Here is a 19,279-nt window from a genome sequence, read left to right on the forward strand (position 1 = left end):
ATGACGACCACGACGGTGGCGCTCATCGGGGCGAACGGACATGGGCGGTGGCATCGGCGGCGGATCGCCGAGATCGAGGCGGCCGGGGGCGTACGGCTGGCCGGTCTCGCGGATGTCCGGCCTCTCGAGACGGACCCACCCGTACCGGCCGGGGTCCCGGTCTTCTCCGATCACCGTGAGTTGCTCGCCCGGACCGGCCCCGACGTGGTGGTGATCTGCACGCCGCCGCACACCCACCTGCCGATCGCGCTCGACGCCATCGCCGCCGGGTGTGACCTGCTGCTGGAGAAGCCGCCGGTGGCCTCGCTCGCCGCGCACCACACGCTCACCGCATCGCTGACCGCGGCCGGGCGCGTCTGCCAGGTCGGCTTCCAGGCGCTCGGGTCCGCGGCCTGGCGGCAGTTCCGGGACGCGCTGCCCACGCTCGGCGCACTCGGCGGGATCACCGCGACGGCGTCCTGGCAGCGGGACGACGTCTATTACGCACGGTCGCCGTGGGCCGGACGGCGCAGCGTGGCGGGACGGCCGGTGATCGACGGCGCGCTGATCAATCCGCTCGCCCACGCCGTCATGCAAGCCCTGGCCGGCGCACGGGCTGCGGGCGCCGGCCGTCCGCGGCAGCTCGTGGCGGAGCGTTACCGGGTGCGGCCGATCGAGGTGGAGGACACGGCGTTCGCGCGGATCACGTTCGACAGTGGGCTGCACCTGGTCGTCGCGGTGACGCTGGCCGGCGAGGACTTCGTCGCGGGTGAGATCGCGGCGCGCGGGACCGCGGGGCGGGCCGTGCTGGAGTATCCGACCGACCGCGTGCTGCTGCCCGGTGACGACGAGATGCGGACGGTCGCGGGGCGCGCCGACCTGCTGACGAACCTGGTCGAGCACCGGACCGCAGGCACGCCGCTGCTCGTGCCGCTGCAGGCGACGGCCGACTTCACCGCCGTGCTCGAGGCGCTGACCCTGCCCGGCGTGCCGGCGCCGCACCTGCTCGACGACGCGGCGGTGCTGGTCGAGGGCCCGAAGCGGACCATCCCCGGCGTCAACGACCTGCTGCGCAAGGTGGTCGAGACGATGGCGCTGCCCTCGGAGATGGGCGTCCCGTGGGCGGCGGCGCCGTTCACCCAGCGGCTGCCGGTGACCTGACGTCCGCTTCGGCCGCGAGGGAGCGGATTCGGTGATCGACGGGCATGGATCGAAGGAGTAGTCTGCCCGCCGTGGTGAGCCGGATGCGCGCCTTCGCCGTCGCCGCGGCCTGGATCTTGGCCGGGCTGGCGGGCGGGATCGTGGCCTTCGCGGCGGCCGGCAGCGGGGTCGGCGACGGGCTGCGGACGGCGGTCGAGGGCAGCCTGGTGTGGGGTGGCGTCTTCCTGCCGGGGTGCCTGGTGGTGGCGGGGCTGTGGGTGGTGGCCGGGGCGCGGAACGCGCGGTCGTCGGCGTCGCTGGGCGGGCAGGCGGCGCTGTTCGGGCTGGCGGCGGCGCTGGTGGCGGTGTTGCTGCTGGCGGTGCTCGAACAGGCGGCCGGGGATTCCGCCTTCTGAAGAGCGGCGCGGCGGCGGACGGCTCAGGCGAGGGCTTCCGCTATCTCGGGGCGGGTCAGGGCGCCGTCGGCGACCAGGACTCGGATCGTTCGGGTCAGCGGCGTTCCGGGCTTTATCGCGAGCGGGTCGGTGAAGGCCAGGGCGGCGCAGACACCCACGTACTCCTCGGTGCGCACGAACCAGCGGTCGGCGTCGGCCAGGCCCCGGAAGACCAGGGTGTAGCGGTCGGCGACCACGACCGCCAGCCACGGGTCGGCGCTGCCGTGCGGGCTGTCCGACGTCGCGGAGAAGGCGGTGGCGGGGCCGGGAGTGGCGGGGCCGGGGGTGGCGGGGCCGGGGGTGGCGGGGCCGGCGGTGGCACGCCAGAAGAAGCCGCCGTAGCCGGCCTGGCCGGGACGGCCGTGGGTGGTGGGGCTGCCCAGGGTCACCTCGGCCTCGGTGGGGGTGCTCAGGGCGTACCGGAAGAAGAGCTCCCAGCCCCGCGGCGCGGTGGTGGCCCGGACCGTGCGGTGCTCGCGCAGGATGACCTCGCCGGAGGCGGACCGCCACTCCAGGTCGGACGTGAAGCCGTCGGGGAGCTCGCTGTGGGTGACCGGGACGATCCGGCCGTGGTCGTCGAGCCAGACGTAGCCGCCGTCCCGCACGTAGGTCCGGCCGCCCCAGAAGTTGAGCTCGTTGACGTCGGCGATGGTCACCGAGGCGCCCATGTGCCAGGGGTGGTCGTGACACAGCGCGTCGGTGACCGGCACCCCGGAGAGTGTGCGCACGGGGTGGAGATAGGGGCGCGGGGCGAGCCGGATGTCCAGGTCGGGAAGCTCGTAGGTGGCCACGACGGTGCCGGCGACGCGCAGCGTGCCGGTCATGCGGTGGCCGCCCGGTAGCCGGCGTAGGCCTCGGCCAGGACCTCGGCGCCGGGGCGGGACCAGACGTCCTCGTGGAAGACCTCGACCTCGGTCCAGCCGTGGTAGCCGGCCTCGCGGACGGCGGCGGCGAAGCGGCGCATGTCGATGCAGCCGGTGCCGGGCAGGCCGCGGCCGAGCAGGACGCCCTCGGGCAGCGGGGTGATCCAGTCCGCGAGCTGGAACGCGGCGATCCGGCCCTGGCGGCCGGCCTCACGGATGTCGTCCCAGACCCGGTCGTCCCACCACAGGTGATAGGTGTCGACGCACACGCCGACCACGTCCGGCGGGTAGGGCTCGGCCAGCGCGAGGGCCTGGCCGAGGGTGGCCACCACGCAGCGGTCGGAGCAGAACATCGGGTGCAGGGGCTCGATGGCGAGCCGTACGCCGGCGGCGCGCGCGTCGGGCACCAGCGCGCCGATCGCGTCACCGACGTGGCGGCGGGCGCCGTCGAGATCGCGGGACCGGCCGGGAAGGCCGCCGCTGACCAGGACCAGCGTGTCGGTGCCGAGCGCCGCCGCCTCGTCGATCGCGCGGCGGTTGTCGTCGTACCAGTCCTGCTCGTGGAAGAAGCCGCCGCGGCACAATGAGGACACCGTGATCCCGGCGTCCCGGAGCAGGGCGGCCGCCTTGTCGAGGCCGTAGCCGGCGACCTCCTCCCGCCACAGGCCGACCGCGGCGACGCCGGCGGCGGTGCACCCGGCGATCAGCTCGTCGAGGGGCCAGCGCTTGGTGGTGGCCTGATTGAGCGAGAAACGGCTGAGCGTCATCGGTCGAGTCCTACCGTGGTGAGCCAGGCCCGGGCCCGGGCGGAGGCCAGGTCGGCGTCGGGGAGGATTCCGGCCTGGTCGGCCAGGCGCATGAGCTCGAGCAGGTGACTCGGGGAACGGCCGGCCTGCGCGCCGCCGACCATGGTCAGGTGATCCTGGTGGCCGGCGAGCCAGTGGAGAAAGACGATGCCGGTCTTGTAGTGATAGGTCGGGCTGGCGAAGAGGTGGCGGGCGAGCGGGAGCGTGGCGTCCATGATGCGGTCATAGAGCGCCGTGTCGGAGACATCGAGCGCCCGGAACGCGGCCGCCGCCGGCGGGGCGATCACGGCCAGCACGCCCAGCAGCGCCTCGGAATGGCCGGACGAATCCCCGCGGATCAGGGCGGGATAGTGGAAGTCGTCGCCGGTGTACATGCGGACCCCGGCCGGGAGGCTCCGGCGCATGGCGATCTCGCGGTCGGCGTCCAGCAGGGACAGCTTGATGCCCTCGACCTTGCCGGCGTGCTCCTCGATCAGCGACAGCACGACCTCGTCGCCACCCCAGTAGCCGGCCAGCGCGGGGTCGAACGCCTCCCCCAGCCAGTGCAGCAGGACCTTGCCATCGGCCTCGGCCAGCAGCTCGCCGTAGACGCGGCGGTAGTCGTCGGGGCCGGTGGCGGCGGCGGCGAGGTGCCGGGAACACATGAGGACCGGCTGGGCGCCGGCTTCCTGCACATCGGCGAGCTGTTCCGCGTACGCCTTCCGGATGTCGTCGATCGTCGCCGGGCCGGCCGGGAGCTGGTCGGTGCCGACGCCGGCCACGATCGCTCCCCCGGCCGCCCGCGCCTCGGCGGCGCTGCGCCGGATCAGCTCGCGGGTCGCCGGGTAGTCGAGACCGGCGCCGCGCTGGGCGGTGTCCATCGCCTCCGCCACCCCGAAGCCGTACGACCAGAGGTGGTGGCGGAAGCGCAGGGTGGCGTCCCAGTCCAGGGTGGCGGGGGCGCCCGGGATGTTCTCGGCATGCTGATCGGCGGTGACGGGCGCCGCGGCGTACGCGATGCGGGTGTGGAAGGGGGTTCGGGGTGCGGTGAACTCACGGCCGCGGCCGCTGAAGGTGATCATCGGGAGGGCTCCAGGACGTGGGCGGCGGCGCCGAGCAGGGCGACGCGCGCGGCGACGAGGACCAGCAGCGCGCTCATCCGGCCAGGTCCGGGATCTCGATGCGGCGGCCCTCGCGCGAGGACCGCAGGCCCAGCTCGGCCACCTGCACGCCGCGGGCCCCGGCCCAGAGGTCGCCGGCGTAGGGAGCGTCCTCGGCGACGTACCGCAGGAACTCCTCCCACTGCGCCCGGAAGCCGTTGGGGAAGACGTCGTTGTCGGGAACCTCCTGCCACTGCTCGCGGAACCGCTGCGCGGTCGGGACGTCCGGATCCCAGGCCGGCTTCGGCGTCGCGGCGCGCGGCTGGATGCGGCAGTGGTGCAGGCCCGCGACCGCGCTGCCGTGCGTGCCGTCGACCTGGAACTCGACCAGCTCGTCGCGGTTGACCCGGACCGCCCACGAGGAGTTGATCTGGGCGACGATGCCGCCGTCCACCTCGAAGATCCCGTAGGCCGCGTCGTCGGCGGTCGCGTCGTAGGCCGCGCCGTCGGAGTCCCACCGCCGGTCGATGTGGGTGACCGCCCGGGCCGTGACCGCGCGAACCGGGCCGAAGAGCTGCTCGAGCACGTAGTGCCAGTGCGGGAACATGTCGAGCACGATGCCGCCGCCGTCGGCCGCCCGGTAGTTCCAGGACGGGCGCTGCGCCGCCTGCCAGTCGCCCTCGAAGACCCAGTAGCCGAACTCGCCTCGTACGCTCAGCACCCGGCCGAAGAAACCGCCCTCGACCAGCCGGGCCAGCTTGCGCAGACCGGGCAGGTACAGCTTGTCCTGCACCACGCCGTGCTTGACGCCGGCCGCGTCGGCCAGGCGGGCCAGCTCGACCGCCTGCTCGAGGGTCTCGGCGACCGGCTTCTCGGTGTAGACGTGCTTGCCGGCCTCGATCGCCATCTGCAGGGCCTTGACCCGGGCCGAGGTGACCTGCGCGTCGAAGTAGACCTGCACGTCGGGGCGGGCCAGGGCGGCCGGCAGGTCGGTCGTCCAGTCGGTCAGGCCGTGGCGCCCGGCGATGTCGCGCAGCTTGGCCTCGCTGCGGCCGACCAGCACCGGCTCGGGCCAGAGCACCGACCCGTCCCGCAGCGGCAGGCCGCCGTCCTCGCGGATGGCGAGCACCGAGCGGAGCAGATGTTGCCGCAGCCCCATCCGTCCGGTGACGCCGTTGAGCACGATTCCGATGGTCGTCCGGGCCATGCCGCTGGTCCTCCGTTGTCGGCCTGCGCGCCTGGGTAAGCGCTTTCCTAGACGGTAACGGGCGCGCTGCCGTACGGGCAAGACCGGCGCAGGTATCCTCCCGGGTCATGGCCACCTTGGCGGACGTCGCACGGCACGCGGGCGTGTCCACCGCGACCGCGTCCCGCATCATCAACGGCAGCCCGAAGCCGGTCGCCGACACCCTCCGTGAGCGCGTGCTGGCGGCGGTGGCCGAGCTGAAGTACGTGCCGAACGCGCACGCCCAGATGCTGGCCCGCTCCCACCGCAGCGCCGTCGGCGTGATCGTGCACGATGTCTCCGACCCCTACTTCGCCGAGATCACCCGCGGCCTGCAGCGGGTGGCCGAGGCCGACGGGCGGCTGGCGATCATCTGCAACAGCTACCGGCAGCCCGACCGCGAGCTGGAGTACATCGACCTGCTGCACGCCCACCAGGTGGCGGCGATCGTGATCGCGGGCTCGGGCTACCTGGACGCGGCGACGGCGGGGCGGATCGACGACCGGCTGCGCGCGTTCGAGGCGACCGGCGGGCGGATCGCGGTGATCGGCCGGCACGAGCACACCGGCGACGCGATCGTGCCGGACAACGAGGAGGGCGGGTTCCTGGCCGCGTCGCACCTCTACTCGCTCGGCCACTCCTCGATCGCGGTGATCGCCGGGCCGCCCGCTTTGACGACCACGTTCGACCGGCTGGCGGGCGTGCGACGGGCCGTCCGGAAATTTCGGCACAAGTTGCCGAAGGACCGCATCGTCCATTCCGACTTCACCCGCGATGGCGGGTTCGCGGCGGCCGAACGGGTGCTGGCCGCCTTCCCGGACGTCACCGGGATCGTCGCGCTGAACGACTCGATGGCGGTCGGCGCGCTGGCCGCGCTGCGGGCGACGGGCGATCGGCGGGTGGCGGTGATCGGCTTCGACGACATGCCGATCGCGCGGGACGTGACGCCGTCGCTGACGTCGGTGCGGCTGCCGCTGACCGAGATGGGCGAGCGGGCAATGCGGCTCGCGCTGGGCGCGGCCGGCGAGGGGCCGCGGGTGGAGACGATTCCGGCGGAGCTGGTGGCGCGCGAGAGTACTTGGGCTCTCTGAGGCCGGTACGTTGCGCGGCCGCCCCGAGGCGACACATAGGACGCCGCCGTTGCGGCCGGCCCGCTCGCCTTGGCCGGCCCGCACCTCGACCGGCGTTGTGCGCGATGGCGGCATTCAGTATTGACGAGGCGCATCGATGGTTCTAACTTCCGCAGGAAAGGCCTTTCCTCAGGAGGTTCCCTCGATGCGCAGACGTAGATTCCTCGAGCTAACCGGCGGCGGCCTGGCCGGCACGGCCCTGACCGCGGCCGTCGTCACCCCGGCCGAGGCCGCCTATCCGGCCCGCGCCGGGCGCCGCTCCCCCGCCCGGCACGAGCCACCGTTCGCCGTCGTGGCCGCCGACGGCAGCGGTGACTTCACGACCGTCCAGGCCGCCGTCGACGCGGTACCGGCCGGCAACACCGAGCCCCGGTTTATCGCGGTGCGGCCGGGCGCGTACCTCGGACAGGTGATCATCCCGTCGAGCAAGCCGTTCGTCACGCTGATCGGGACGGGCGCCGGGCCCGAGGCCGTGATCATCGCGGACGACCGGGCGAACGGGACGCTCAAGCCGGACGGGACACCCTGGGGCACGTCCGGCAGCGCGTCGGTCACCGTCGACGGCGCCGGGTTCAAGGCGCGCAATCTCACCTTCGCCAACCTGTTCGACGAGGCCGCCCATCCCGAGATCACCTCGAGGCAGGCGGTAGCGGTGCTGACCCGGGCGGACCGGATGGAGTTCGACCGGGTGCGCTTCCTCGGCAACCAGGACACGCTCTACGTCAACAGCAGCGCGGCCGGGGTGGCGAACCGGGCCTACTTCCGCGAGTGCTACATCGAGGGCGACGTCGACTTCATCTTCGGGCGCGGCACGGCGGTCTTCGACCGGTGCCGGATCCATTCGCTCAACCGCAACAGCAGCCCCAACGGGTACGTGACCGCGCCGAGCCAGGACATCACCATCCCGTACGGCTATCTGCTGCACCGCTGCATGCTCACCTCGGACGCCCCGGCCGGCACGGTGTTCCTGGGGCGGCCGTGGCACCCGGGCAACGACCCGGACGCGATCGGGCAGACGATGATCCGCGACTCCTGGATCGGCGCGCACATCGGGCCGGCCGCGTGGAGCGACTTCGGCACGTGGCCGTGGCGGGAGGCGCGGCTGGCCGAGTACCACAACCGCGGCCCGGGCGCGATTGCCTCACCCGGCCGCCCCCAGCTGACCGACACCGAGGCGGCCGGGCAGACGATGGCCGCGTTCCTGCGAGGCTCCGACGGCTGGCGCCCGCAGTCCGGTAGGTAGGCACGCTCGTTCGAGGGCCGCGCTCCACCGCCGAGTGACCGGCCGCGCCGCCCCGGGTCAGGTCACCGCAGAAGACCCGCCCACGTCGCTGCGCTGGCAAGCTCCCGACGAGGGACTGCCACCAGCCGGGCCGACCCCCGCGCGACCGCCCGCCGCCCCTCCCGCCCCCGTCGGCGACTGCAAATTTTCTGCTTCGTTCTCGCCATTGACTGCCGTCGACCCCCGTGTGACCGTAGCCAGGCAAGCGCTTTCCTGCGCTCCTCGCGCCGTGTGACGGCCACCCATCGGGCCGTTCGAGGGAGTTGCCATGCCTGCAGCAGCCACCGCCGCCGCCCTCCTCGCTGTCGCCGCGACGGGGTTGGCCGGCCCGCCGCCGGCTCTCACGGCCGGCTCACCGCCAGCCGTCATGGCCGGCCGGCCGCCGGCCGCAGCGGCCGGCCCGCCTCCGGCTCTCACCGCCGGCCCGCCGCCGGCCGCCGCGGCCGGCGCCGCTCCCCCGGCGCACGCACTCGCAGCGCCCGCCGGGGTGACCGCAACCCAGCGAGCCAAGGGCATCACCTCCACAGCCCTCCAGCTCGGCCGCGCCACGCTCCCTCCGAACGACGGCTGGGCCGCCGCCGGCAGCGGCACCACCGGCGGCTCGGCCGCCGACGACGCCCACATCGCCGTCGTGCACGACCGGGCCGGTCTGATCGCCGCGCTCGGCGGGGACGCGGCCACCAACGGCCAGAACGCCACCCCGAAGATCGTCTACGTGAGCGGCGCGATCGACCTGAACCGGGACGCCGACGGCACCCCGCTGACCTGCGCCGACTACGCGGACCCGGGCTACTCCCTCGACGCGTTCCTGGCCGCCTACGACCCGGCCGTCTGGGGCACCGCCACCAAGCCCAGCGGGCCGCTCGAGGACGCCCGCGTGCGCTCGGCCAAGAGGCAGGGCGACCAGATCAAGGTCAACGTCGGCAGCAACACCACGATCATCGGCATCAACGGCGGCCGGATCACGCACGGCAGCCTGGCGCTGACCGGCGTCAGCAATGTGATCGTGCGGAACCTCGAGGTCACCGACGCGGCCGACTGCTTCCCGGCCTGGGACCCGACCGACGGCTCGGCCGGCAACTGGAACTCGCTCTACGACCTGATCTCGCTCTCCGGCGCGACCAACGTGTGGATCGACCACAACACGCTCAGCGACGGCAACAACCACGACCGAGACCAGCCGCTCTACTTCGGCCGGCCCTACCAGGTGCACGACGGGGCCTCGGACATCATCAAGGGCTCCGACTACGTCACGGTCTCGTACAACGACTACTACGACCACGACAAGACGATGCTGATCGGCTCGACCGACACCGCCGGCGTCGACGTCGGCAAGCTGCGCGTGACAGTGCACCACAACCGCTTCGGCAACGTGATCCAGCGGGCGCCGCGGGTGCGGTACGGGCAGGTCGACGTCTACAACAACCTCTACGTGGCCACCGACGAGGACAGCTACCAGTACTCGCTGGGTGTCGGCGTCGAGTCGAGCATCTACGCCGAGAACAATTACTTCAAGCTCAGCGCGGACGTGCCGGCCGGCGACGTCATCCACTACTGGAAGGGCACGCGGATCACCGCGATCGGGTCGCTCGTCCAGGTCGGCAACCGGGCCACGCCGGTCGATCTGGTGGCCGCCTACAACGCCGCCCACGACCCCGATCTGACGGCCGGCGCCGGCTGGACGCCCTCCCTGCGTACCGGCGTGTTGCCCTCGTGGGCAGTGCCGGGAGTGGTCGCAGCGAGCGCGGGAATCCGGAAGCTGGGGTGTTGAGGCCCCGGGAAATGGCACCCTGAGGGCATGCACATCGGTGTCATCGGGGCAGGACAGCTCGGCGCGACACTGGCCGAGTGGTGCGCGGAGAGCGGTCACGACGTGGCGGTCACGTCGCGGCATCCGGAGCGGCTGGGCAACCTGGTCGACCGGCTGGGAGATCACGTCACGGCGATGCCGGTGGCGGAGACGGCGGCGTACGCGGACGCGGTCCTTTTCGCCCCCAGCTGGAGCTCGGCCCGGCAGGCCATCGACCTGACCGCCGGCGCGCTGGACGGCAAGGTCGTGATCGACGCGACCAACCCCACCGAGGCGACGCCGGACGGGCGCAGCGGCCTGGAGACCTTGATGGGCTGGGCACCGGAGGCGCACTGGGTGAAGGCGTTCAACACGCTGCCGGCGAGCGTGCTGTCCCGCCGCCGCGGGCACGACCCGCTGCTGGCCGAGTTCGTCTGCACCGACCTGGTCGACGCCCGGCTGACCGCCTCCAAGCTGATCCGCGACCTGGGCTTCGCCCCGATCTTCACCGGCCGCGCCGACACCGCCTACCTGACCGAGACGGGCGGCCCGCTCCAGATGACCGAGGTGAGCATCCAGGACGCGACCGACGTCCTGGCCAACGTCCTGGGCGACTACGTCTGACCGGCATCGACTATCGTCGTGGCGGTGACCGATGCCGCCGAGGACTGGATCCGCTCGTGGTCGAGCTCGATCTCGGAGCGCGCGGCGGCGGCCCATGAGCTTTCCGACCGTGTCGCCCGCCTGACCGTCGACGCGGCCGACGTCGATCATCTGGTCACCGCGACCGTGAACGGCTCCGACTCGGAAAGCGCCCGCGCCGAAGGGCCCGAACCTCACCCGAGACACGCACCTGTACCACGGTGATGCGGATCCGCTGCGCAGGCAGGGCACCATGACGATTCCGCCGCCTCCGCCATTGCCACCCGAGCCGCCTGTCCGCGACATGACCGTGGCTGAGTTGCGCACGATGATCGAGGGACGGGATGTCTTCCGGGCCAAGGCCGTTTTCGAACTGGCCGCCCGGGCATCCGGGGACGAGAGCGCCGTGGCGGCGTTGGCGCACGTCTCCCGGATCGACTTCGTCCGGGACGATCGGCTCTTCCACCTCGTCTCGCTGGCCTGGGCGGCCATCATCGGACTCCTGGCCGCCGAGACGCCTTCGGCGCGGCGGGCCGCGTACGAAGCGTTCGCCGACCTGAGTGCCACTGACCAGGGCGACCTGTTGCGCTACCTGAAGGCGGACTCCATCGAGTCCGCCCATCCGGCGTCGCTCTGACCCGATCTCAGACGTTCACGCTCACGTACTGCTCGCCCTCGGTGCTGACCACGCGGATCGCGGCCACCTCGGACGGCTCGATCAGGGCGCTTCCGTTCAGGGTCGTCCCGTTGGCCTCGCCGGCCGGGGAGACCAGCCAGCTGCCGGCCAGCACCGCCTCGCCGTTCTTGCCGACCACCTCGATGCGGCACCTCTCGCCGGCCTTGATGCCGCCCACCGTCGCGCTCAGCCGGACCCAGCCGACCGCCGGGGTGATGGTCGCGTTGATGTGCGCGCCCGTGTTCGGGTCGGCGGCCGCCACGAACTGGGTGCCGGGCGGCACGCTGGTGGCCGCGGACGATCCCTGCGCCTGCGGTGTCGAGCCCTCCGGCGCCGTGCTGCGGCCGAGGATCACGCCGCCGCCGATGGCCACCACGATCACCGCGGCCGCCGCCGTCGCCAGCATGCCGAGGCGGCGCATGCGGCCGCCCGAGGCTTCCTGCCGCACCTGCCGGATGGTGCGCTGCAGCAGCAGGTCGGCGTCCTCCGGCGGGCCGTCGAGCAGCATCTCGTCGGGGATCTCGCGCAGGGCCGACGACCACTCCTGCAGGGACTCGATCTCGTCGCGGCACGCGGCACAGCCCGCCAGGTGCTCGTCCGCCCGCTGCTTCTCCTCGGGCGTGAGCATCTCCATCAGGTAACCGGCCATGTCGACGTGGTCGTTGGTCGGTGTCGGGTTCTCCGGCGTACTCATGATGCCAACCGTTCTCTGCCGGCCTCGCGTAGGGCCCGCAACGCATAGTAGGACCGGGACTTCACCGTTCCCGGTGGAATGCCGAGCGCCTCGGCCGCCTCGGTGACCGTGTTGCCCTTGAGGTAGACCTGCTCGAGCACCTGCCGGTGCTCGTCGGAGAGCCGGCTCAGCGCGTCGACCACCACCATCGAGTTCACCACCCGCTCGGCGTGATCGCCCTCGACCGCCGCGTCGGGCGGGCTCTCCCGCACCTCGGGCGGCCGGCGGTTCCGCGCGCGGATCTGGTCGAGCACGATGTTGCGGACGACCGTGAGCAGCCATCCGCGCACCGAGCCCTTCGAGCTGTCCAGGCTGTCCGGGTGCCGCCAGGCGCGCACGAGCGCCTCCTGGACGACGTCCTCGGCGGCCGCGCGGTCCCTGGTCAGCTGCGTGGCGTACGCGAGCATGGCCCGGCCGTGTTCGTTGAACAGCGATCTGACCAGTGCTTCATCGGCCACCTCCCGGCGCGGTCTGGTCCTCGGTGACGGCATCGCGTCTCTCTTTCCCGCGGCACCTGCAACGGTGCCGTTTCGGTACGGGTCCGCCACCCGTCCGTGGTGCGGCGGACTCGCCGAAGGCGACATCGATGAACGTACTGCGCCGCGGCTACCTGAGATACGAGCAGGTAGCCCGGCCGGATCAAAGATCTTGGGAACTTGGCACGCCGGGGTGAACCGTCCATCGACGGGCGTCGTGTGGGGGGCATGCCCGGATTCCCGCCGGGGTGGCGAAGGAGAAAGCGATGCGCAACCACAGGACGATCCTCGTGATCACGGTGGCCGGCCTCGGCCTGACCGGCCTGGTGGCCTGTGGCGACCAGCAGGCGCCCTCGTTCGACCGGCTGACGCTGCCGATCGCGCAGACGAAGACGGTCGACGCTCCTCCGCCGGCCGAAGGCCCCGGCGACCTGACCGGCGCGGCCGCGGAACCGTCCCCCACCGCGTCCGCGACCGGTCAGGGTTCCGGCGGAAACGCCCCGAACCCCAAGCCCACGGTCGCGAAGACGCAGAAGTGGGTGAAGATCTTCAGCGGCCCGTCCGACAAGGACACCAAGCCCAACGCCGACAAGACCAAGGGCAGCCACACGGTCGAGCTCAACGCGGTCGACAACGACCAGATCGGCACGTTCGTCACCGACGGCGCCGGCCGTACCCTGTACCGCTTCGACAACGACACCAACAAGCCGCCGCGCTCGAACTGCAACGGCTCGTGCGCCACGGCCTGGCCGCCGCTGCTGATCAAGTCGCCCGGCAAGATCTTCCCGGACGGCATCGACCCCAAGATCATCGGGTACGTCGAGCGCGCCGACCACACCTGCCAGGTGACCATCAACGGCTGGCCCGTCTACTACTTCATCGCCGACGCCAAGCCGGGCGACATCAACGGCCAGGGCGTGAACGGCAAATGGTTCGCGATCAACCCGACCGGCGGCAAGACCAAGGCCATTCCCGGGTTCCCGCTCAAGAACAACTGATCACTCATCGGGGGTCCGCCGGCAGCGTCGATCGCTGCCGGCGGGTCTATATGCGGTACGCCGGACGCCGTCAAGCGGAACTGGACAACCCGACACGCCGATCGCGAAAGTCCCTCCCGTTATCAACGCCAGTTTATGATCGCTGACCATTGGGGTGTCCCGAACTGGCGGACGGGATGGTGCAATGACCGGAATCGTCCCTCGACCACGCCTGTTCACGCTCCTCGACGACGGCGCGCGCCTGCGCGTGACGCTCGTGCAGGCCGGCCCCGGCTGGGGCAAGACCACCCTGATCCGTTCCTGGGCCGAAGCCCGCCGCACCAACGTCGCCTGGCTCGACCTGCGCCCCGAGCACCGCGACGCCCGGACGGTGGTCCGGGCGGTCGGCGCGGCCCTGGAGCCGGCCGGCGTCGTGGTTGTCGACGACTGCGCCGAGGACGCGGCCGAGCCGGTCTGGCTGGTGCTCGACGACTTCCAGGTGCTCGACGGCGCGCCGGCCGCCGACGTACTGGCTCAGCTCATCGACCGCCGGCTCGACTGGCTGCATGTCGTGCTGATCAGCCGCACCGAGCCGCGCCTGCCGCTGCACCGCCTGCGCGCGGCCGGCGAGCTCACCGAGATCGGCCCGCCCGAGCTGGCCTTCGACCCGGACGAGGCGTCGGCGGCCGGGTTCACCGCCGCGAGCGCCGAGGGCTGGCCGCTCGGACTGCGCCTCGCGGCCGAGGCGAGACATCCCGGCGAGGCGACGCGCGACTATCTGTTGCGCGAGGTGGTGGCGGCGCAGCCCCCGCCCGTACGCCGCTTCCTGCTCCGCACCTGCTTTCCCGACCTGATCTGCGCCGACCTGGCCGCCGCGCTGACCGGCGAGACGCACGGCCGGCAGATCCTGGACCACCTCGAGCGGGTCACCGGCTTCGTCACCCGCCCGGCCGGCGACCCGCGCTGGTACCGCTACCACGGCCAGCTCCGGGACGCGCTGCGCCGGCAGTTCGAGGTCGAGGAGCCCGAGGCCACCGCGGCGCTGCACGGCTTGATCGCCCGGTGGTTCGCGCGGGAACGGTCGATGCCCGAGGCGCTGCGGCACGCCACGCTCGCGGGAGATTGGGCGTACCTGGGAAGGCTCGTCGCCGAGCAGGCGATCGCGATGCTGGTCTCCGGCCGCCGCGATGACCTGTTCGCCGCGATGCGCGGGATTCCCGCCGAGCAGTTCGCCGCGACCGCCGAGCTGAGTCTGTGCGCCGCCGTGCTGATGTACGCCGACGGGAACCTCCCGGCGATCCCGGCCCGCGTGGAGCAGGCCCGCCGGATGGCCGCCGCCCGCGGCCCGTCCCAACGCCTCGCGCTCGACGCCGCGCTCGGCGTGGTGGAGGCGGGCACGGTGATCCGGGTCGCCGGCGACATGCCCGGCCTGGTGCGGGCGACCACCGAGCTGCTCGACCGGCTGCGCCCGGCCGCGATCGAGGAGGTGCCCGCGCTGCCGCAGCTGCGGGCGTTCGCGCTGACCAACAAGGGCGTGGGCCTGCTCTGGACGGGCCGGCTCGACCAGGCCGACCAGTTCCTGTGGTCGGGCATGACGGCGGCGCGCTCGGCCGGGGCGGAGCTGGTCGAGGTGAACGCGCTCGGCCACCTCGGGCTGGTCGCCTACCTGCAGGGCTCGCTCGGTGAGGCCGCCGACCACGCGGGCGGCGCCGAGGAGCTCGCCCGCTCGGTGGGCATGGAGTCGGCGCCGCAGGCCGCGATGGCGCACCTGGTGGTCGCCCTGATCGAGATCGAGCGCAACCGGATCGCCGAGGCCCAGTCGGCTCTGCGCCGGGCCCTGCACACCGGCCTGCACCCGCCGGAGGCGGTCAGCGCGGTGCTGACCTCGCTGGTCCGGGTGCAGCTGCTGCTCGCCGCCGACGACCCGGCCGCCGCCCGCGCGCTGCTGGAGACGACCCGCGACGAGGGCGGGCCGAGGCTGGCCGTCCCGCGCCTCGACCGCTGGCTGCGGCTGACCGCGGCCGAGGTCGCGCTCGCCCTCCACCAGCCGGACCGGGTGATCAGCCTCTACCCGCCCACCGGCCGGCTGCGTCCCGCCGAGCAGGTCTGCCTGGGCCGCGCCTACCTCGCGCTCGGCTCGCTGGACAAGGCCGAGGAGCTGCTCGGTCAGGCCCGCAACAGCCCGCACATGATCGCGGCGGTGACGGCGTGGATCGGGCTCGCCCTGGTCGCCGAGGCGCGAGGCCACGTGAGCCGCTCGGTCGACGCGATGTCCCGGGCCGGTCAGCTGGCCCGCCGCAACGGGATCCGCCGGCCGTTCCGCCACTTCGACGCGTCGCGCATCGAGGTCCTCACCGGCCGGCAGCGCTGGCTGCACGAGGTCGTCGAGGAGGCGCCCCACCCGGCCGAGCCGCCGGCCCTGGCCGAGGCGCTCAGCGAACGGGAGCACGACGTGCTGCGCTTCCTGCCGACCGTGCTGACCGCCGGCGAGATCGCCGGCAGCCTCGGCATCTCGGTGAACACGGTCAAGGCCCACATGCGCGCCATCTACCGCAAGCTGGGCGCGGCCCGCCGCCGGGAGGCCGTCGTGCGGGCCCGCCAGCGCGGGCTCCTGTGACCCCGACGATCGATACTGAACCGATGACCACCGATCTGTTCGACGCCGGCGCCATGTACGACGACGACTACCTGTACTTCTTCACCGCTTCGGACTCCGCGCCCACGCACGGCCCGCTGGTCGGCACGGCGTACGCGGACGGCACCGAGATCGCCGGCCTGGTGTGGCGCCTGCTCGCGCTGGAGCCCGGGATGACCGTTCTCGACGTCGGCTGCGGTCACGGCGTCCTGGCCAACGCCCTGGCCGCCCGGGGCTGCCAGGTCACCGGCCTGGACTCGTCGGCGGTCTTCCTCGATCGGGCCCGCGCCTCCTCCGATGTCGATTTCGTTCTCGGCGACATGCGCGAGCTGCCGTCGTCGTGGACCGCCCGCTTCGACCGCGTGGTCAACTGGTCGACGGCGTTCGGCTACTTCGACGACCCGGTCAACCGCGCCGTCCTGGCCGAGATGGCCCGCGTGCTGCGCCCCGGCGGCCGCCTGGCCATGGACCTCGACAACCTGACGTCGTACCTCCCGGCGCTGACCCCGTCCCGGGTGACCGCCCGCCGCCCCAACGGCGACATGCTGGTCGACGTGCACGACCTCGACCCGCTGACCATGCGCTTGTCGGTGACCCGCACCGTCCTGCGCGACGGCCGCGCCCGCACGCTGACCTTCGTGAAGCGCCTGTTCGCCTTCCCCGAGCTGCGCGACTGGTTCGAGACCGCCGGCCTCACCGACGTGCGCGGCCACGGCGAGGACGGCGGGCCGCTGACCGCCGGCAGCCACCGGATGGTCCTGGCCGCCCGTCGCGCCTGACCGGTCCGGCCGGGCCCTTCCGCGGTGTGGTCCCGGTCACTAACCTGAGCAGCATTCACCTTCTCGGGAGGTACGTGTGGGTGTGCTGTCCGGGTTTCCCGACGGGTTCGTCGTGGGGGTCTCCACGGCGTCCTACCAGATCGAAGGGGCCGTGCACGAGGGCGGCCGCGGAGCGTCCATCTGGGACACGTTCGCGCACACGCCGGGCAAGACGCTCGGCGGGGACACCGGCGACGTGGCCTGCGACCACTACCACCGCTTCGGCGAGGATGTGGAGCTCATGGCCGCGCTCGGCGTCGACGCGTACCGGTTCAGCATCGCCTGGCCGCGCATCCAGCCGGACGGCACCGGCGCGCCCCACCCCGACGGACTCGGTTTCTACGACCGGCTGGTCGACGCGCTGCTGGCGCGCGGCATCGCGCCCACGCCGACGCTCTTTCACTGGGACCTGCCGCAAGCCCTCGAGGACCAGGGTGGGTGGCTGAGCCGGGAGACCGCGCTGCGCTTCGGGGAGTACGCCGGGCACGTCGCCGATCGGCTCGGCGACCGGGTGTCGCGGTGGATCACGCTGAACGAGCCGATCGTGCACATGGCCCAGGGGTACGCGTTCGGCACGCACGCGCCCGGGCGGGAGCTGATGCTCGGGGCCCTGCCGGTCGCGCACCACCAGCTGCTGGGGCACGGGCTCGCCGTGCAGGCCCTCGGCGGCGCTCCGGAAGTCATGATCACCAACAACTGCACGCCCGTGCAGGCGGCCTCCGACGACGAGGCCGACCGGGTCGCGGCCATGGTCTACGACGGCTTCCACAACCGGTTGTTCAACGATCCGCTCTTCCTCGGCGAGTATCCGGAGTTCCTGGCGCCGGGGCTGGCGGAGGTGGTCCGCGACGGGGACATGGCGACGATCCGCACCGACGGCGGCGCGCTCGGCGTCAACTACTACAACCCGACCCGGGTGGCGGCGGCCGAGGGCGACCTGCCGTTCGAGACCCGGCCGATCGAGGGCGTCCCGACCACGGCCTTCGGCTGGCCGGTGGTCCCGTCCGGGCTGCACGACCTGCTCGTCGGCCTCAAGGACCGCTACCCGAACCTGCCGTCGGTCTACATCACCGAGAACGGCTGCTCGGTCGAGGACCGCCTCGACGACCAGTTCCGCATCGACTACCTCGACGGCCACCTCGGCGCGGTCAGGCGCGCCATCGCCGACGGCGTCGACGTGCGCGGCTACTTCGTCTGGTCCCTGCTCGACAACTTCGAGTGGGCCGAGGGCTACCGCCAGCGTTTCGGCCTGGTGCGAACCGACTTCGACACCCTCGCCCGTACGCCGAGAGACTCCTACCGGTGGCTGCAGGCCGCCCTGCGGGAGCGGGGATGACCACCGGGACCGTCACCACCCGCGTCGGCGGTCGCTGGATCGCCCTGCTCTCGCTGGCCAACCTGGGTCTCTGGATGGGCTACTTCGGGCCGCTCCAGGTGCTGCTGCCCAACCAGATCGAGGACATCGCCGGCGACGGCAAGGAGACCGCCCTCGGCGTCATCACCGCCATCGGCGCCCTGGTCGCGGTCGTCGCCGGCCCCCTCGCCGGCGCCCTCTCCGACGTCACCACCGCGCGTACCGGCCGCCGGCACACCTGGGTGGTGGCCGGCGCCCTCGTCGGCGGCGCCGCCCTGGTCTTCCTGCACGGTCAGCACACCCTCGTGTGGGTCGGCGCCGGCTGGTGCCTGGCCCAGGCCGGCCTCAACACGCTGCAGGCCGGCCTCACCGCGGTCGTGCCCGACCAGACCCCGGTCGGCCAGCGCGGCCTGGTCTCGGGCTGGGTCGGCCTCACCCAGTCCGTCGGCGTGGTCGCCGGCGTGCTCCTGGTGACGGCCGTCGGCGGCGGCTACCCGGCGATCGCCCTGGTCGTGGTGCTGACGGTCGTTCCGTTCGTACTCGCCACCCCGGACCCGCCGATCGCGGTCGCGCCCCGCTTCTCGGCCTTCCGGTTCGAGGCGTTCCGCGACCGCGACTTCGCCTGGGCGTTCGCCACCCGCTTCCTGGTGCAGCTCGGCAACGCGATGGCCACCCTCTACCTGCTCTACTTCCTGCGCGACCAGGTGCACCACGCCGACGCCGAGGACGGCCTGGCGGTGCTGATCGTCATCTACACGGTCGCCACCGTGCTGACCGTCGTGGTCGGCGGCGTCGTCTCCGACCGCACCGGCAGGCGGAAGCCCTCGGTGATCGTCTCCGGTTACGTGATGGCCGTGGCCGCCGCGATCCTCGCCTTCTGGCCGACCTGGACCGGCGCGATCGTCGCCGCCGTTATCCTCGGCCTCGGCTTCGGCGTCTACCTCTCGGTCGACCAGGCGCTGATCACCCAGGTCCTTCCCGGCGCCGAGGACCGCGCCCGCGACCTCGGCGTCATCAACATCGCCAACTCGGCGCCGCAGGTCCTCGGCCCGGCCATCGCGTTCCCGCTGGTCTCCTACCTCGGCGGCTACCCGGTGCTCTACCTGGCAGCGGCCGCGGTCACCGTCCTCGGCTCGGTCCTGGTCACCCGGATCCGCGGGGTCGACTAGCGCCGCGCGCCACCCGCCGCCGGCGGGTGGCCGGCACCGAGGCGTGCTAGC

General features: G+C 72.8%; 19 protein-coding genes. 13 read left to right on the forward strand and 6 right to left on the reverse strand.

Going from position 1 to position 19,279, the window contains the following annotated elements; all coding sequences use genetic code 11:
• The gene (locus ACQP2F_RS28355) at nt 1-1,140 is read left to right on the forward strand and encodes a Gfo/Idh/MocA family protein (protein ID WP_433292571.1); all 1,140 of its coding nucleotides are present in this window, start codon (nt 1-3) and stop codon (nt 1,138-1,140) included.
• An 83-nt stretch (nt 1,141-1,223) separates the two neighbouring features.
• Nucleotides 1,224-1,535 carry a hypothetical protein gene (locus ACQP2F_RS28360; protein WP_433292573.1) on the forward strand — a complete coding sequence of 104 codons (312 nt, stop codon included), beginning with the start codon at nt 1,224-1,226 and terminating at the stop codon, nt 1,533-1,535.
• Between the two features lie 23 nt (nt 1,536-1,558).
• On the opposite strand, the gene ACQP2F_RS28365 is transcribed toward ACQP2F_RS28360, so the two are convergent.
• From ACQP2F_RS28365 to ACQP2F_RS28380, 4 genes are all read right to left on the reverse strand, one after another.
• On the reverse strand, nt 1,559-2,398 hold the full coding sequence (locus ACQP2F_RS28365) for a PmoA family protein (protein ID WP_433292575.1): 840 nt from the start codon (nt 2,396-2,398) through the stop codon (nt 1,559-1,561).
• On the reverse strand, nt 2,395-3,204 hold the full coding sequence (locus ACQP2F_RS28370) for a sugar phosphate isomerase/epimerase family protein (protein ID WP_433292577.1): 810 nt from the start codon (nt 3,202-3,204) through the stop codon (nt 2,395-2,397). The genes ACQP2F_RS28365 and ACQP2F_RS28370 overlap by 4 nt, the downstream gene beginning before the upstream one ends.
• Nucleotides 3,201-4,304 (reverse strand): DUF993 family protein, encoded by a 1,104-nt coding sequence (locus ACQP2F_RS28375; protein WP_433292579.1) that lies wholly within the window; start codon nt 4,302-4,304, stop codon nt 3,201-3,203. The genes ACQP2F_RS28370 and ACQP2F_RS28375 overlap by 4 nt, the downstream gene beginning before the upstream one ends.
• 73 nt (nt 4,305-4,377) lie before the next feature.
• Nucleotides 4,378-5,529: a Gfo/Idh/MocA family protein gene (locus ACQP2F_RS28380; protein WP_433292581.1), complete on the reverse strand. Its 1,152-nt coding sequence runs from the start codon at nt 5,527-5,529 to the stop codon at nt 4,378-4,380.
• Between the two features lie 107 nt (nt 5,530-5,636).
• Between ACQP2F_RS28380 and ACQP2F_RS28385 the strand changes: the two genes are divergently transcribed.
• From ACQP2F_RS28385 to ACQP2F_RS28410, 6 genes are all read left to right on the forward strand, one after another.
• Complete coding sequence (locus tag ACQP2F_RS28385; RefSeq protein WP_433292583.1) at nt 5,637-6,638, forward strand: LacI family DNA-binding transcriptional regulator; 1,002 nt, start codon at nt 5,637-5,639, stop codon at nt 6,636-6,638.
• A 184-nt stretch (nt 6,639-6,822) separates the two neighbouring features.
• Nucleotides 6,823-7,920, forward strand: coding sequence for a pectinesterase family protein (locus ACQP2F_RS28390; RefSeq protein ID WP_433292585.1), 1,098 nt, complete (start codon nt 6,823-6,825; stop codon nt 7,918-7,920).
• A gap of 307 nt (nt 7,921-8,227) precedes the next feature.
• Nucleotides 8,228-9,730: a pectate lyase family protein gene (locus tag ACQP2F_RS28395; protein WP_433292587.1), complete on the forward strand. Its 1,503-nt coding sequence runs from the start codon at nt 8,228-8,230 to the stop codon at nt 9,728-9,730.
• A gap of 27 nt (nt 9,731-9,757) precedes the next feature.
• Nucleotides 9,758-10,372: an NADPH-dependent F420 reductase gene (locus ACQP2F_RS28400; RefSeq protein WP_433292589.1), complete on the forward strand. Its 615-nt coding sequence runs from the start codon at nt 9,758-9,760 to the stop codon at nt 10,370-10,372.
• 24 nt (nt 10,373-10,396) lie between these two features.
• Nucleotides 10,397-10,615 carry a hypothetical protein gene (locus tag ACQP2F_RS28405; protein WP_433292591.1) on the forward strand — a complete coding sequence of 73 codons (219 nt, stop codon included), beginning with the start codon at nt 10,397-10,399 and terminating at the stop codon, nt 10,613-10,615.
• Nucleotides 10,616-10,694: 79 nt separating this feature from the next.
• Entirely contained in the window at nt 10,695-11,027 is a 333-nt protein-coding gene (locus ACQP2F_RS28410) for a hypothetical protein (RefSeq protein ID WP_433292593.1), read from the forward strand.
• A gap of 7 nt (nt 11,028-11,034) precedes the next feature.
• On the opposite strand, the gene ACQP2F_RS28415 is transcribed toward ACQP2F_RS28410, so the two are convergent.
• Nucleotides 11,035-11,760: an anti-sigma factor family protein gene (locus tag ACQP2F_RS28415; RefSeq protein WP_433292595.1), complete on the reverse strand. Its 726-nt coding sequence runs from the start codon at nt 11,758-11,760 to the stop codon at nt 11,035-11,037.
• Entirely contained in the window at nt 11,757-12,242 is a 486-nt protein-coding gene (locus tag ACQP2F_RS28420) for a sigma-70 family RNA polymerase sigma factor (protein ID WP_433307637.1), read from the reverse strand. The genes ACQP2F_RS28415 and ACQP2F_RS28420 overlap by 4 nt, the downstream gene beginning before the upstream one ends.
• A gap of 299 nt (nt 12,243-12,541) precedes the next feature.
• Here ACQP2F_RS28420 and ACQP2F_RS28425 point away from each other — a divergent pair, with 299 nt between their 5' ends.
• From ACQP2F_RS28425 to ACQP2F_RS28445, 5 genes are all read left to right on the forward strand, one after another.
• Nucleotides 12,542-13,273, forward strand: a complete 732-nt coding sequence (locus ACQP2F_RS28425) for a hypothetical protein (RefSeq protein WP_433292597.1) — start codon at nt 12,542-12,544, stop codon at nt 13,271-13,273.
• 184 nt (nt 13,274-13,457) lie between these two features.
• Nucleotides 13,458-15,869: a LuxR C-terminal-related transcriptional regulator gene (locus ACQP2F_RS28430; protein WP_433292599.1), complete on the forward strand. Its 2,412-nt coding sequence runs from the start codon at nt 13,458-13,460 to the stop codon at nt 15,867-15,869.
• A 23-nt stretch (nt 15,870-15,892) separates the two neighbouring features.
• Nucleotides 15,893-16,666 (forward strand): class I SAM-dependent methyltransferase, encoded by a 774-nt coding sequence (locus tag ACQP2F_RS28435; protein ID WP_433292601.1) that lies wholly within the window; start codon nt 15,893-15,895, stop codon nt 16,664-16,666.
• 76 nt (nt 16,667-16,742) lie between these two features.
• Nucleotides 16,743-18,041, forward strand: a complete 1,299-nt coding sequence (locus ACQP2F_RS28440) for a GH1 family beta-glucosidase (RefSeq protein ID WP_433292603.1) — start codon at nt 16,743-16,745, stop codon at nt 18,039-18,041.
• A complete protein-coding gene (locus tag ACQP2F_RS28445) occupies nt 18,038-19,228 on the forward strand; it encodes an MFS transporter (RefSeq protein ID WP_433292605.1) in 1,191 nt (396 codons plus the stop codon). Before ACQP2F_RS28440 ends, ACQP2F_RS28445 begins: the two co-directional genes overlap by 4 nt.
• Nucleotides 19,229-19,279: the final 51 nt, after the last annotated feature.

It is taken from the genome of Actinoplanes sp. CA-030573 (assembly GCF_050951115.1).
Taxonomy (GTDB): Bacteria; Actinomycetota; Actinomycetes; order Mycobacteriales; family Micromonosporaceae; genus Actinoplanes.

Bases quoted from the DNA above. Each gene is read 5' to 3' on its own strand.
- ACQP2F_RS28355 (WP_433292571.1), top strand. From the start codon at position 1: ATGACGACCACGACGGTGGCGCTCATCGGGGCGAACGGACATGGGCGG.
- ACQP2F_RS28360 (WP_433292573.1), top strand. From the start codon at position 1,224: ATGCGCGCCTTCGCCGTCGCCGCGGCCTGGATCTTGGCCGGGCTGGCG.
- ACQP2F_RS28365 (WP_433292575.1), bottom strand. From the start codon at position 2,398: ATGACCGGCACGCTGCGCGTCGCCGGCACCGTCGTGGCCACCTACGAG.
- ACQP2F_RS28370 (WP_433292577.1), bottom strand. From the start codon at position 3,204: ATGACGCTCAGCCGTTTCTCGCTCAATCAGGCCACCACCAAGCGCTGG.
- ACQP2F_RS28375 (WP_433292579.1), bottom strand. From the start codon at position 4,304: ATGATCACCTTCAGCGGCCGCGGCCGTGAGTTCACCGCACCCCGAACC.
- ACQP2F_RS28380 (WP_433292581.1), bottom strand. From the start codon at position 5,529: ATGGCCCGGACGACCATCGGAATCGTGCTCAACGGCGTCACCGGACGG.
- ACQP2F_RS28385 (WP_433292583.1), top strand. From the start codon at position 5,637: ATGGCCACCTTGGCGGACGTCGCACGGCACGCGGGCGTGTCCACCGCG.
- ACQP2F_RS28390 (WP_433292585.1), top strand. From the start codon at position 6,823: ATGCGCAGACGTAGATTCCTCGAGCTAACCGGCGGCGGCCTGGCCGGC.
- ACQP2F_RS28395 (WP_433292587.1), top strand. From the start codon at position 8,228: ATGCCTGCAGCAGCCACCGCCGCCGCCCTCCTCGCTGTCGCCGCGACG.
- ACQP2F_RS28400 (WP_433292589.1), top strand. From the start codon at position 9,758: ATGCACATCGGTGTCATCGGGGCAGGACAGCTCGGCGCGACACTGGCC.
- ACQP2F_RS28410 (WP_433292593.1), top strand. From the start codon at position 10,695: ATGACCGTGGCTGAGTTGCGCACGATGATCGAGGGACGGGATGTCTTC.
- ACQP2F_RS28415 (WP_433292595.1), bottom strand. From the start codon at position 11,760: ATGAGTACGCCGGAGAACCCGACACCGACCAACGACCACGTCGACATG.
- ACQP2F_RS28425 (WP_433292597.1), top strand. From the start codon at position 12,542: ATGCGCAACCACAGGACGATCCTCGTGATCACGGTGGCCGGCCTCGGC.
- ACQP2F_RS28430 (WP_433292599.1), top strand. From the start codon at position 13,458: ATGACCGGAATCGTCCCTCGACCACGCCTGTTCACGCTCCTCGACGAC.
- ACQP2F_RS28435 (WP_433292601.1), top strand. From the start codon at position 15,893: ATGACCACCGATCTGTTCGACGCCGGCGCCATGTACGACGACGACTAC.
- ACQP2F_RS28445 (WP_433292605.1), top strand. From the start codon at position 18,038: ATGACCACCGGGACCGTCACCACCCGCGTCGGCGGTCGCTGGATCGCC.